This is a genomic window from Pelorhabdus sp. sgz311002, from assembly GCF_056134285.1.
Map to the genome: position 1 here is coordinate 282,189 of NZ_JBWBCL010000003.1, position 12,952 is coordinate 295,140.

General features: G+C 40.7%; 12 protein-coding genes and 1 riboswitch. Of the genes, 4 read left to right on the forward strand and 8 right to left on the reverse strand.

Annotated features, from left to right (window positions below):
• Positions 1–59 precede the first annotated feature (59 nt).
• The 3 genes from mmdA to AC0NJP_RS07150 form a co-directional block, all read right to left on the reverse strand.
• On the reverse strand, positions 60–1,589 hold the full coding sequence (mmdA, locus tag AC0NJP_RS07140) for a methylmalonyl-CoA decarboxylase subunit alpha (protein WP_474699322.1): 1,530 nt from the start codon (positions 1,587–1,589) through the stop codon (positions 60–62).
• Between the two features lie 463 nt (positions 1,590–2,052).
• Positions 2,053–2,643: a hypothetical protein gene (locus AC0NJP_RS07145; protein WP_474699323.1), complete on the reverse strand. Its 591-nt coding sequence runs from the start codon at positions 2,641–2,643 to the stop codon at positions 2,053–2,055.
• Between the two features lie 106 nt (positions 2,644–2,749).
• Positions 2,750–3,070 (reverse strand): hypothetical protein, encoded by a 321-nt coding sequence (locus tag AC0NJP_RS07150; RefSeq protein WP_474037476.1) that lies wholly within the window; start codon positions 3,068–3,070, stop codon positions 2,750–2,752.
• A 202-nt stretch (positions 3,071–3,272) separates the two neighbouring features.
• On the opposite strand from AC0NJP_RS07150, the gene AC0NJP_RS07155 reads away from it, so the two are divergent.
• The 3 genes from AC0NJP_RS07155 (at position 3,273) to AC0NJP_RS07165 (ending at position 7,093) form a co-directional block, all read left to right on the forward strand.
• Entirely contained in the window at positions 3,273–4,772 is a 1,500-nt protein-coding gene (locus tag AC0NJP_RS07155) for a sensor domain-containing diguanylate cyclase (protein ID WP_474699324.1), read from the forward strand.
• Between the two features lie 201 nt (positions 4,773–4,973).
• Entirely contained in the window at positions 4,974–5,624 is a 651-nt protein-coding gene (locus AC0NJP_RS07160; RefSeq protein WP_474699325.1) for a C39 family peptidase, read from the forward strand.
• A 20-nt stretch (positions 5,625–5,644) separates the two neighbouring features.
• Positions 5,645–7,093, forward strand: coding sequence for a dipeptidase (locus tag AC0NJP_RS07165; RefSeq protein ID WP_474699326.1), 1,449 nt, complete (start codon positions 5,645–5,647; stop codon positions 7,091–7,093).
• Between the two features lie 107 nt (positions 7,094–7,200).
• On the opposite strand, the gene AC0NJP_RS07170 is transcribed toward AC0NJP_RS07165, so the two are convergent.
• Entirely contained in the window at positions 7,201–8,550 is a 1,350-nt protein-coding gene (locus tag AC0NJP_RS07170) for a 4Fe-4S binding protein (protein ID WP_474699327.1), read from the reverse strand.
• Between the two features lie 5 nt (positions 8,551–8,555).
• The gene (locus tag AC0NJP_RS07175) at positions 8,556–9,026 is read right to left on the reverse strand and encodes a hypothetical protein (protein WP_474699328.1); all 471 of its coding nucleotides are present in this window, start codon (positions 9,024–9,026) and stop codon (positions 8,556–8,558) included.
• Between the two features lie 404 nt (positions 9,027–9,430).
• Positions 9,431–9,615, forward strand: a riboswitch (cobalamin riboswitch).
• A gap of 125 nt (positions 9,616–9,740) precedes the next feature.
• On the opposite strand from AC0NJP_RS07175, the gene AC0NJP_RS07180 reads away from it, so the two are divergent.
• The gene (locus AC0NJP_RS07180; protein WP_474699329.1) at positions 9,741–10,487 is read left to right on the forward strand and encodes a HoxN/HupN/NixA family nickel/cobalt transporter; all 747 of its coding nucleotides are present in this window, start codon (positions 9,741–9,743) and stop codon (positions 10,485–10,487) included.
• A 170-nt stretch (positions 10,488–10,657) separates the two neighbouring features.
• On the opposite strand, the gene AC0NJP_RS07185 is transcribed toward AC0NJP_RS07180, so the two are convergent.
• The 3 genes from AC0NJP_RS07185 to AC0NJP_RS07195 all read right to left on the reverse strand — a co-directional run bounded on the left by AC0NJP_RS07185 (position 10,658) and on the right by AC0NJP_RS07195 (position 12,947).
• Positions 10,658–12,070, reverse strand: coding sequence for a multicopper oxidase family protein (locus tag AC0NJP_RS07185; RefSeq protein WP_474699330.1), 1,413 nt, complete (start codon positions 12,068–12,070; stop codon positions 10,658–10,660).
• Positions 12,071–12,111: 41 nt separating this feature from the next.
• Positions 12,112–12,297 carry a hypothetical protein gene (locus tag AC0NJP_RS07190; RefSeq protein ID WP_474699331.1) on the reverse strand — a complete coding sequence of 62 codons (186 nt, stop codon included), beginning with the start codon at positions 12,295–12,297 and terminating at the stop codon, positions 12,112–12,114.
• A gap of 221 nt (positions 12,298–12,518) precedes the next feature.
• Entirely contained in the window at positions 12,519–12,947 is a 429-nt protein-coding gene (locus AC0NJP_RS07195; RefSeq protein WP_474699332.1) for a hypothetical protein, read from the reverse strand.
• Between the last annotated feature and the right edge of the window lie 5 nt (positions 12,948–12,952).

The window sequence follows — 12,952 nt, forward strand, 5'->3', positions numbered from 1 at the left end:
AAGATCTCAGCTAAAAATCTCGCCAAGCTCGTTATTATCCCAGTAAAAATAACTGAAACTTATAAAGGAATATTGCCGTGTTTTTTCTTCGGGCGATCTTCCCGTTTCATCGCCAGCATGTTTAAGGCATTGGCAACAGCCGGTCTTGTCTGACTTGGCTCAATGACAATATCCACATAGCCGCGTTCTGCTGCATAGTAGGGATTTGCAAAATCTCTGATATATTCTTCCGTCTTTTCTTTGATATTAGCATCGCCACGGAAGATAATATTTGCTGCACCAGCAGGTCCCATAACCGCAATTTCAGCGGAAGGCCAAGCAAGAACTTGATCAGCGCCCAACTCTTTCGAGCACATAGCAATATAAGATCCGCCATACGCTTTACGGGTAATAACCGTAATCTTAGGTACAGTCGCTTCGGAGTAAGCATAAAGCATTTTAGCGCCATGACGGATAACACCGCCGTACTCCTGCTGCGTACCAGGCAAGAAGCCAGGAACGTCGACAATTGTTACAACTGGAATATTGAAAGCGTCACAAGTCCGAACAAAGCGAGCTGCTTTATCAGAAGCATTGATATCAAGGCAGCCTGCCATAACAGCTGGCTGGTTGGCGACAATACCAACAGATTGACCGTCAATGCGAGCATAGCAAGTGATCATATTTTTCGCAAAATGCGTTGCTACGTCGAAATATTCGCCATTATCCACAATCGATTTAATGACATCGTACATGTTATAAGGCATATTCGGGTTGTCCGGCAACAAAGAATCAAGGGCTGAATCGACACGAGCCGGATCATCACCAGTTTCTACGATCGGAGCTTCTTCCATGTTGTTGTTTGGCAAGAAGCTTAAGAGATAACGAACTTGATTAAGAGCGTCTTCGTCGTTTTCTGCAGCAAACTGCGCTACGCCAGAAGTCTGATTATGAGTCATAGCGCCGCCCAGAGCTTCTGCTGTAACTTCTTCCGCCGTAACGGATTTAATAACAGCAGGGCCTGTTAAGAACATCTGGCTTGTATTTTTAACCATGAAGATAAAGTCAGTTAATGCCGGAGAATATACTGCGCCGCCCGCACTTGGTCCCATGATTACAGAAATCTGCGGGATTACGCCGGAAGCCATGGTGTTGTTGAAGAAAATGCGGCCATAACCGGACAGAGCGTCAACAGCTTCCTGAATTCTAGCACCGCCGGAATCAGCAAGACCGATGATTGGTGCGCCCATTTTCAGAGCAAGGCTTTGCACTTTAGCAATTTTTGCTGCATGCATTTCGCCGAGAGCACCGCCAATAACCGTGAAATCTTGTGCAAATACATAAACGAGACGACCATCCACTGTACCATAGCCAGTCGTTACGCCTTCACCAGGAGCTGCTTTGCCAGCCATATCAAAGTTTACGCAACGATGCGTTACAAATTGATCAAGCTCCACAAAAGAACCGGGATCTAAGAGAAGATTGATTCTTTCTCTTGAAGTCAACTTTCCTTTGGCATGCTGTTTTTCAATGGATTTTTTACCGCCGCCTAGCAGAATTTTTTCCTGGCGTTTTTTTAAATCTTGAATTTTTTCTTGAATTGTAGCCATACTAGCTCTCTGCCCCCAAAATTTTTAGATTTTACCTGAATTATAGCTAATTTTAAAATCAATAAAATTATTTTGAACATGAAATAACAAAACTCATACATAAAATTGCATATTTGGGATCTAACTTGCATTGTTAAAATTCCACAAATTAGTCAAATTGTTCAAAATATTTTCTTGCAGTTCATAAAAAATCTGCAAAATTACCGATAATCCAACTTTTTAATACAAGTAAAATCATCATTTGCTCCATTTGGTTGCATAGAGACTAGAACTTATAACAGTAGTATAGTTTATTCTATTTTATGTTACCAATGCATTATTGTTATTAATCTAATGCAAAAATAACATATGCAAATTGATTCAATTGTATTTCCGGCTCTTTCACAAATAAAAAGCCAGACAAAGTACCTCATGACCAGAGGTAAACCGTCAGGCTTCGTACATCACTTTATCTGAAAAATGATCAATCTTTTTCTTCTAAAGGCTCCCGCGTTACCGAAAACAGGGCTGCCGTGAATTCGGCCACATGCTCTTTTTCTTCATTCATTAGGTCGCAAAAAAGCTCTTTCACGATGGATTCTTCCGCTTTATTCATATATCGCTGATACTTATTGATCGCATGAAGTTCATCTTGAATTGCTTTTGTAAGACAGCGAATTAAACAAAGATCCTTCTTTTTGGGAAGTTCTACCTGAGCGTCTTCCGCCTCCTCAACTTGATACTTTTTCCAAGTCTTCGGTTTCGTCGCAAGCCGCTTCGTTGTTAAAAACTTTAAATCTTTTTTAAGCATGTCATATTGAACCGAGTCGAGCAGAGAAATCAAACGCATGATTTCCACATAATGCTGCATTTCATCTTCAGCTGCATCTAAAAACAGATCGGCAAAACAAGGATTTTCGAAAGCACATTCTAAATAATCGGCAATAGCGCCGCGCTCATCAGCCGCTGCATCACGCAACAAATAAAGATCCGGATGATTGGGACAATCACAAGGATCTTTTTCTTCCTCCATGGGGAAACAAGGATAGTCATCATCAAAAAATTTCGGTTTCAAAAAAAAACACCTCCTGTAATCGTTTCCAATATATCTTATGGTAACGAATAACAAGAGGTGTTGCTATACTACCTTATATGCAATTGTATTTTCATTGCCCTTGTAGTTAATCTTCGAAAGGATTTCCGACATCAGTAACTTCTTGAATCACCACAATCGGATCGGAAATCAATCTATATTTTTCATCTTCGGGATAATCGACTGCACGTCTTGGATCATTTCCAGCAAAAGCAAGCATACTTTCCATTGACCACCATTTTGTGCAGAGAAAGAAATGCGCATAGTCTCCTTGCTCAACTACTTTTAAGTAAGCGCCGCAGTTTCCTTTTGTTGCGAGCGCATCTTTTACACCAGTTTCATACTCGTAGGATTCAAACCACTCTTTCATTGTTAAAGGAACTATACCATGCCAAGTTCTTGAGATCATAATAGCTACTCCTTTTGTCTATAAAATTGCAATGATAAATGATAGATTCGCCAAACCGATCCTTAAATCCTACAAAAAGAACTACTTTATACGTTCTTTCGACTTTTCACACCTTTTGCTCGCCTTCTCGGTCAATGATAGCTCAGCAAAGGTAAGTTTGTTATAATAAAGCTTAAATATATCTTAAGGCAGGATTGATTAAATGCGCTTTTTCTATAAAATTACAGCTTTATTTATTTTATTTGTTGTCCTAGGCGGATTTATCCAAATTCTAGTTTTTGATAAATATTTTGTCACTGAAACAGACTCTACTTTATTAAATCTGAATCAACAAGCTTCCGCATATGTAAGCGATCAAATCTCAGCCTATTTTACGAAAGTGCAAAATGCCCTTGAAGTCATTGCTTCCAATAAAAACATTCAGGAAGATCAGACTTTATTGGATGAAATAAACAAAATGCTCCCTGAAATCAACCGGTTAGTCATTCTTAATAAGCAAGGCGATATCATAAAAATAAGCGATAATAAGAAAAGTCCTATTTTATCCAATTTATCCTCTAAAGAATATTATCTGCAAGCAATGCAAGGGAATAAATGGATTACCAATGTTTTTACCTCGGCCTCAGGAAAAAAAGTCATTGCCATCGCTGTTCCCATAAAAACCAACCATGCAATTGACGGCGCTGTGATTGCCTATATCGAATTACACGGTAACGCCTTAGCTTCGATGTTCGATAATAAATCCTTTGGAGAAAATGGCTATATTTCTATTATTGATAGCCAAGGCTATGTTGTCTATCATCAAAATAAAGAACGTATTGGCCAAAAAACACATTGCTTTGAAAACCTGACAGGTGATACCGGTGTGGCAGTACTAACTGATTTTACAAATTCTGAACAGTATACTGGTTATCATAAAGTTCCTGGTTTAAATTGGCTGGTTACAGTAAACACATCGACTAGTGAAATTAAAGCAGCAAGAAATATTATTGTATTTGAAATTACCATATTATCGATTTTAGGAATTGGCTTAATCACCTTAGTTGGGGTGTATTCTGTCAGACGCAGTCTACGACCTTTTGAAGAACTAATGCAAGCCTTTAAAACATTGAAAAAAGGGAAATATGAATTACTGAATACCAATCGCCTGCCGAAAGAACTCTATGAAATAGGTGATATTTATAATAGCACCGTCAATATTTTAAAGATCAACCATGAAGAGTTAAAAGAAGCAGCTGAAACAGACTTATTAACAGGTGCGTATAATCGGCGATCCTTTTATAAAAAATTAGCTGAATTAGAAAAAAATTATAAAGCGGAAAATTTGAGTTGTTTCAGCGTTGCCTTAGTAGATCTAGATCATTTTAAAAATATCAACGATACTCAAGGACATAGCGCCGGCGACGAAATACTTAAAACATTTATTAGTATTCTATATTTTGCCGTAGATAAATGGCATGTATTTCGGTTTGGCGGCGACGAGTTTGCCATTATCTTCGAAGAAAAAGACTATGAAGAGATTAGCAGCATTGCAGAAAAAATAAGATACGATGCAGAAAGCCTCTTAAGTGGCTGTACTGTAAGTATTGGAATCGCGTCATTTCCAACGGATAGCACCTCGAAACGGCAACTCGTTGAATTAGCTGATAACGCTCTTTACATCAGCAAACAAGAACGGAATAAAATAACATTCTATCGTTGACAATTAACATACTCCCCCTCATCCAGATGAAAAAAGTAATTTTCTCGCTTCATAAAAAAAGTTAAGTAATCAGACATTAAATATTTTCTAGTAAGTTTCTGCGCTTGAGAAGAACCTTGCGAGCAGGAAACAGCTTCTACATTGAGGAAAACTACAAGCAGTAAGATCCTAGACACAAAAATCGTATAAAAGGAGGCTTCTATGAAAATGCGATATTTTTTCGCCGGATTACTAATGCTGACTTTAACGCTTGGTTGCTTTGGCAACACCTATGCTGCCGCAAAGACCGAACACTCTGTCTCTATGGTCAAAAACTTCATTCAAGTACCACTGACAAGGCAAAATACTGATTACACCTGCGGCGTAACTGCACTGCAATCCATACTCGGCTATTACGGTTTTGATAAGCGACTAGACGTACTATCCGATGCAGTCAAACCAGATCCTGATAATGGCACTAGTTATATAAATATGATAAATTATGCAAAATCACTAGGATTTAACGTTACCACTCGGACAAATATGAGTTTAGAAGAACTCAAAGGATATATTGACAAAAAGCAACCGGTACTTGTAGTAATTCAAGCTTGGGACGATTCAAAATCCAATTATGCACCTACCAAAAATGAAGATGGTCATTACGTTGTTGCGATTGGCTATGATGACAAATATTTTTATTTTATGGATCCTTCTACGCTGGGACACTACACTTACATTCCAACAGCAGAATTTCTATCCCGCTGGCACGATTATGATTCTTTCAGTAACGAAGTTCTAACTCAGGTTGGCATAATTATGACTAAGCCAATTACTTCCCCCTACAATCCTGATGAAATTACAAGCCTTGATTAATGAACTTAAGAGGTGATAATTTGAAAACAGCAACTAGCTATTATCGTACTTTCCTGTCTGTTTTCTCGATTGTAATAACCTGCTTCATTACCCTAGGAACATCCGTGCAGCAGGCTTGGGCGGCAGACAGTCAAGTACGTCCAACGGCAGTCGTCGAACGTTGTTCCTCCATCATTATTGGCAAACAAGCGACTAAAGATGGATCGACGCTTCTAGCTCATAACGAAGATTTAACAAATTATTGTGCACAACATTACGTGTATATTTCGCATGCCAAACATGAATCAGGCGATATAATAACCACCTTCTGGGGAGCAAAAATCCCCCAAGTAGCCGAGACTTATGGGTACTCTGCTACGAAGATTTTTGACAAGGCCTATTCTCCTGGGGATATAACGAGCGGAGTTAACGAACATCAGGTAGCAGTAGCCAATAATATGTCTTATCGTCGAGATGCACCAACCGAATTACCAACTACTGGACGAATTATCTGGACAGAGCTCACCCAGCTCGCCCTGGAACGCGCCAAAACCGCGCGTGAAGCAGTCGAAGTCATTGGTGACCTAGTACATACTTATAAACTGGGTAGTGATTCTGGCGCGATCTTTGCGGTCACAGATGGTAACGAGGGCTGGTGGGTTGAAGTTACTCTAGAAGGACAGTGGGTTGCGCAACGGGTTCCCAATGATTCCTTTGGAGTTAGAGCTAATATCTTTCGAATTGGCCAAATTGACTTTGCCAATCCTGATAATTTTATGTACTCAAGTGATGTAGTGGATTATGCCAAAAAAATGGGTTGGTATGATGGAAAAGAGCCTTTTAACTTTGCCAAAGTATATGCTGCGCCAGAAAAACTAAATGATCCCTATAATACCCGCCGCCAATGGCGGGCCGAAGAATTACTGAAAGAACAGATTGCAACCATTACCCCGATTGATATAATCAGGATATTGCGTGACCATTATGAGGGAACACCTTATGATTTAACGAATGGGTACAAAAAAGGTTCTCCGCACCAGACAGATGAAAGAACCCTATGCAGTATCAATACTGAAATAAGTTTAGTCTGCCAATCACGACCGTGGCTACCGTCAGAAATAGGCGCCGTAACTTGGCGAGCTATGGCGACGCCTTGCACCAGCGTATTTACTCCATGGTATTTCGGCAATTCTGAGATTCCTGCCGCTTTCCAAACTGGAACAAACCAATATTCCCCCGACTCCGCCTATTGGACCTTTAGAGACCTATCACGCTATGCAGATGTTCGCTATCAAAATGTAATCGGCAATATTCATAGACAAATTGATTTCTTTGAAAAAAAAGAATTCACAGCTCAAGATGACCTAGAAAAAGAAGCTCTGCAAATTTATGGACAAGACAAGAAGCAAGCGATTCAATTTCTAGGTAACTATACGAACAATCTGGCTGAACAATCCCTCAAACTGGGAAACTCATTGCTAAATCAATAAAATAAAAGGCTAAGAAGAATTCGCAGCAAGCGATTTTTCTTAGCCTTTTTAATATATTAGTAACTATTGTCTTAACTCACTATCATCATTTTGTGGCTAGCAAGGCATTACATACGATGCATCATAGGCAGCATAAAGAAGTAAATATTTGCTACTGTCAAAACGATGATCAGTATAGTAAAGGGCAAAGCAGATCCAGTAACTTTTTCTGACGAATATTGTGATTTAGCAATTCGATATGCTGTATATATTGAGCCTAGAGCACCAATAACTAGCAAGGCATATTGTAACATTTGAATAGTACCCACACTCACCAGCGCGGTTGATTGTTCAGATACGTTCATTCCGATTACTGACATACCGGTAAATAAAATAGATTTTCCTTCAGCTAATAGATGGAATAAATTATGAGCCAAATGGGCTGATAAATCCAGCGGAATCAAAGCATATCCAAAGCGAGCAAAGTTTAAATGAGCTGACTCTCCATTACTTTTTCCAGCCACCCAACTGCTAATATACAATAAAGACACTGGAATGGCCATAGCAATGAGAAAGATAACCGTAAATGTGATAGCATACTCCTGCGTGCCTAAAATATTTTCTAGAAAACTTTGGGCCTTAGTCCAAATCTCCAGCATGGTAATATTTTGGACAAACACGATTCCCATAATGACGGTAGCCAAAACAGACTCTTCAAATTTGGGCTTCTTAATAAACCAAAGTTCACGAGAAGGCGGACGAACAGAAATGGTAATAGAATCATTGGGGCAGTTCTTTACACAATAACCGCATAGATTGCAGCGAGCGCTGTTATCCATGGTTTTCGGAAACTCAAACATCGGACATCCTGGTGCCTTTTCACCGCCCTTATAACAAGCGGCTACCGTACACTTACTGCATTTTTCCGGCGTTCCTCTCAGTTCTAACGCCCCTGTCCGGGAATAGTTACCGGCGACCCCGCCTAAGAAGCATAAATTGCGACACCAAGCCCGGCGTTCAAAAAAGGCCCCTGCCGTAATGGCTCCTAGCGCAATAATCAGCATCATAAACCCTGAGCCGCGTGGCGACTCTACAATTCCATAAACATGATCACCCCAGGTAATCATGATAAAAAAAACATCAATAATCCAGATCCCATATTTCTTAAGAAACTGGGGAACAGGCCGATTATTCCCTACAATCTTTTGCACAAAATCACTGACTGTGGCAAAAGGACAAATAGCACACCAGAATCGTCCCATCAAAAGAAAAATCAGCGGAATCAGTGGCCACCACAGTACCCAGGTTAATGCAGTGCCAAAATTTTCATGGGCGCTGACAGGGCCAAAAAACAATTCATACGTGATAAAAGCAAAAATAATCACAACAGGAATTTGAAAAATTCCTGGGTACCATTTGCTTTTTAATATGGCTTTTAACAAGTTATTGCCTTTGGCTTCAGGTATTTTCGTCTCCATCTATCTCACACTCCCTGGCCTTTCAGCTTAGTATATTTCATGATTCCAGCAACTAGGATAACTGCTGAAATAGCTCCACCAAATCCATAGAGAACAGGCCAAGGATTGTCGTTTTCAGCCTCCTTTTTGCCGTGTCCATCATGATTCATGTTGTTCATATCATGGCTATTTTGTGAATCAGATGTCATAGAATTCATATCATGACCACTATGGTCATTGGGTGACATAGTCCCCATATTGTGACTACCTTGTGACTCATGCGTCATAGAGTTCATTTCATGACCGCTCTTGGGCGCCATATTCGCCATATTATGACCACCTTGTGAATCATGCGTCATGGAGTTCATATCATGACCGCTCATCGAATCTTGCGTCATGTTCCCCATCTCATGCTTTGGTTGCTCCACACTAGTTGCAGCAAAAGTATTCATCGTAGACATACCAAGCAGAAGTAAGGTTGCAAAACTAATTACCAAAAAACTACCCCGTCTTTTAAATATATTAATCAATTAACAAACCTCCTCATTCGTAGCATTCAATGCTTATCATCGTTATTTCAAACTTTTTCATAAAAAAACTTCCCTCCACGTGACTGATTAATAAACAATGACTTTTGATTCACTCGTTATCCGCATTCTTACTGCCCCTATTATATCTATCAATTATGAATTTCTTATGAATGTATTGTGAACTTCTCGTGCTATTTGAAAATCAAAATAACCAAACTAGTTTCCTTTCGTCCACTACACTTGCCATGTTTTCTCTTTATTTTGATATTCTTTTGTATACGGCCGGTGCTAAGATCAAACTGTTGAATAATTTGCGCTTTTCGCAGTTCTTTGTTGACATCGCTAATGGTTTGGTTTATTCTGTAACAGAATTCCATATCGTCTTAATAGGTGCCCACTCGGGCTTAATAGGGAAGATTGGTGCAATGCCAACACGGTCCCGCCGCTGTAATGGGGAGCTATTCTACAATAATTTAGCCACTGGAAGAAGACTTCTGGGAAGGCGTAGGATGCGATGAACCGAAGTCAGAAGAACTGCCTATTTTATAGTCACCGTTTTACCCACGAGCGATGGGGAGGCGATTTGCAATTTTTTCTATTCAGCAAGTTGACACTCTTTCCTTATAGCAAGAGTGTTTTTTTTACTATCACTCGCTCGAAAAAATCGGGAGGTTACATTGAATGAATTTGGAAGTCCTTGCAATTATCTCGCTGGGTTTTGTTCTCGGAGCAAGACACGCGATTGATTGGGATCACATTGCTGCTATTACCGACTTTGTTGGTGCGGAGAAATCTAAAAAAAAGGGATTTCTTTTGTCGTTATACTACATAATTGGTCATGCTTTAGTGAATTTGTTTTTTGGTGGAGCTGCCATCGTATTAGGCCAATCAGTTCCATCATGGATAGATACAGTAATGGAACGAGTTGTTGGAGTAACATTAATTACTTTGGGATTATGGCTGATTGTGATTCTTATTCAAAATAGAAAAGAATCTATTTTCATTAATAGATGGCAGCTATTATTTAATGTCCTACAAAAAGTCTACTACTGTCTAAAGGTTAAAATAACCGGAAAAGCTACTGAAAGAGACATGCAACCAATTGCTCTAGGACCTGGTAGTGCTTGCGGTGTCGGGATCATCCATGGTATCGGAGGAGAAACCGCCTCGCAAATTTTATTATTTACCACCGCTGCTGGTGCAGGAACACTTGCACTTGGACTAACAGCCGTGTTTGCCTTTATATCAGGTTTATTCTCCTGTCAAATTATAATGGTTTTATTTTTGCTAAATGGCTACGGACAAGCAACTAGGAACCCCAAAGTTTATAAGGGATTAGCTATTGCTACATCTTTATATAGTATTGCAGTAGGTACAATCTTCCTATTAGGTGCCAGTGATCTTCTGCCTCCGCTCGAATTTTTCTAACTAAATTCACTCTTAAAATTTATAAAAAATGCTATGACAAAAGAGAGCAGCCCCTTAAAGAAAAGGGCTGCTCTCGTATACGTTTCGTTACTTATTTGAGCTATGGTGTCCTGCATGTTCGTTATTACCATCTTGCTGCGTATCTGCTGGAGGAGGACTTACTGCCTCGTTTATGGTTCGCTAGCAGGCTGCGCCACAACTTCTGTCATCATTCCACCATCTTCATGGTCTAAGATATGACAATGGAGCATCCAATTTCCTGCCTCTTTCATGACAAAAGCCACATCTACATACTGTCCAGCTGGGACATTCACCGTATCCTTCCACATTTCTCGGTCTGGCACCTGTCCATTCTGTGACACGATTTGGAAATAGGCGCCGTGAACATGGATAGGGTGATCCATCAAGTGCATTCCCTGGGTGTCTTTATTCCAAAATCGCACTTTGACGACTTGGCCCACCGTTACCTTTATTAGATCTGTATTGGGAAACACTTTTCCGTTGATGGTCCACTGCATCTTACTCGCCCCATCTTGGGGCATAGACATCGCCATAGCATGGCCCGCATGCTGCATTCCAGCCATACTGCCACCTGTCATGCTAGCCATATCCATCCTTGAACCTAATTCCAGTGTAAAGTCAGGCGATTTATCCTGTATACCAGCAAACGCTCGCGATACAGGCGGCACAAAGGGAGATATTACTGGTGCTACCGCCTTCCCTTCGTAGACAATCGGCACAATCATGCCTAGTTCGGGTCGTTCACTAATCAAGCGATATTGCTGACCAGCTATGCCTACCGCTGCCACTTCCACGTCTATCCGCTCACCAGGGGCTAGCGTGACGGTATCTGTCATGTAAGGATCCACTAAAGGATGTCCATCCGTATGGGTCACTCTAAAACGATGCCCTGGCAGTTGCAGGGTATGATAGGCAGCTGTTGATGCATTAATGAGCCGTAATTTATGGAGTTCTCCCTGACGAAAGACTAAGGGAGGAATCGCATCCCCGGTCTTGCCATTCACGGTCTCTATATTGCCATACCGTTCCATGTCGCCCCGCGCGGTACCATCTAAGCGCTTGCCATTCGCATCTAGATACCAATCGTCCAAAACCAAGATATGGTCACCGCTATATTTACGATCCGCTGCTGTCTTCACAATAAAGGGTGCATACAGCCCCATATCTACTTGAGTCACTACCGAGCGATAATGCGAGTGATACCAATATGTACCTGACTCATTCGCGGTGAACTCATAACGGAAGGGCTCGTCTGGCTTAATGACCCGGCTGGGTCCGTCTTGATCATTTGGCACCAATAGCCCATGCCAATGAATATTCGTGACAACTGGAAGGTGATTTACACCTTCCACGACGATCCGTTCTCCTTCCTGTACTATAATCGGCGTTCCCGGCACACTGCCGTTATAGCTCCATACCCGTGTAGACAGTCCCGGTCTTAGTTCCCAATTGGCTTCTTTGAGTTCTAGTCTTACGTCAGCCGCTTGTGCCGTAGCTGTCGCTATGAATACTGTCAGTGCTGTCGTAACAACCTGTTTTCTCCAATTCATCCAGCCTCTCACTTTCCTGTCCTCCTCCCCTACCTACGATTTGCTTACTACTTTTACTCTATTTTTGACTTTTCCTCTTCACTATTGAAAGATGTTACAGGCATTCTATCCAGTTTATCTGCAATCCGCTTTACTGACTTGGTAATGCTAGTCAACAAATAAAAGAAATATATCACTATTGCCAGATAAATCACCATAAAAACGAATCCAAATCCCCCCATCATGCTGCCATACATCATGTGTATCACTCCTTTTTATTTGGTAATCGCACTTATCTTTAAGTATAACAATAAACATGTTATTTCAACAAAATTTTAGTTTCTTTATTTTCCCAAAAAGGTATACTAAAAGGCTCAAATCTAAGCAACGAGTATAAAGGTTGCCTAGCATCACACGACACTAGGCAACCCTTTTATATAAACCCTGGAGAAACTAGCGCTTCCCCAGAGATGGAGGGGCACTACTGCGCTGCATGATGCGCATTGTGATCCATTGTTGCAGGCATTTGATTTGTCGATGACGCTTGCGTACCATCTACTTTTATTTCATCAGTTGCGTTATTCACTAAATCAGACATCATCTGTTTAAATTCTGGATCACTTGCCATCATTTGTTTCATCATAGTTTGCATTTGAGGCTGTTTCATCATGTCTTTCATCGTTTGTTGCATTTCCGGGCTTGCCATCATTTCACCGCACTGCTTTTGCATATCCGGTGAATTCATCATATCTGGACTCATGGCCCCGCTTTGCATCATCATACTCGATTCGGTTCTGGCTTCCGCCTTTTGCGCTGTATTGCCAATCGAATTGATCCCGAAAGTCACGCCTAATACCGATACCGTAATCAATCCGCCAATCATCAAGCTTGCCATTTTATTTTTCATCATTTTTT

What these genes read in the sequence shown, in the direction of transcription:
- mmdA (WP_474699322.1), bottom strand. Translation starts at nt 1,589, where the DNA reads ATGGCTACAATTCAAGAAAAAATTCAAGATTTAAAAAAACGCCAGGAA.
- AC0NJP_RS07150 (WP_474037476.1), bottom strand. Translation starts at nt 3,070, where the DNA reads ATGATCTCAAGAACTTGGCATGGTATAGTTCCTTTAACAATGAAAGAG.
- AC0NJP_RS07155 (WP_474699324.1), top strand. Translation starts at nt 3,273, where the DNA reads ATGCGCTTTTTCTATAAAATTACAGCTTTATTTATTTTATTTGTTGTC.
- AC0NJP_RS07160 (WP_474699325.1), top strand. Translation starts at nt 4,974, where the DNA reads ATGAAAATGCGATATTTTTTCGCCGGATTACTAATGCTGACTTTAACG.
- AC0NJP_RS07170 (WP_474699327.1), bottom strand. Translation starts at nt 8,550, where the DNA reads ATGGAGACGAAAATACCTGAAGCCAAAGGCAATAACTTGTTAAAAGCC.
- AC0NJP_RS07180 (WP_474699329.1), top strand. Translation starts at nt 9,741, where the DNA reads ATGAATTTGGAAGTCCTTGCAATTATCTCGCTGGGTTTTGTTCTCGGA.
- AC0NJP_RS07190 (WP_474699331.1), bottom strand. Translation starts at nt 12,297, where the DNA reads ATGATGTATGGCAGCATGATGGGGGGATTTGGATTCGTTTTTATGGTG.
- AC0NJP_RS07195 (WP_474699332.1), bottom strand. Translation starts at nt 12,947, where the DNA reads ATGATGAAAAATAAAATGGCAAGCTTGATGATTGGCGGATTGATTACG.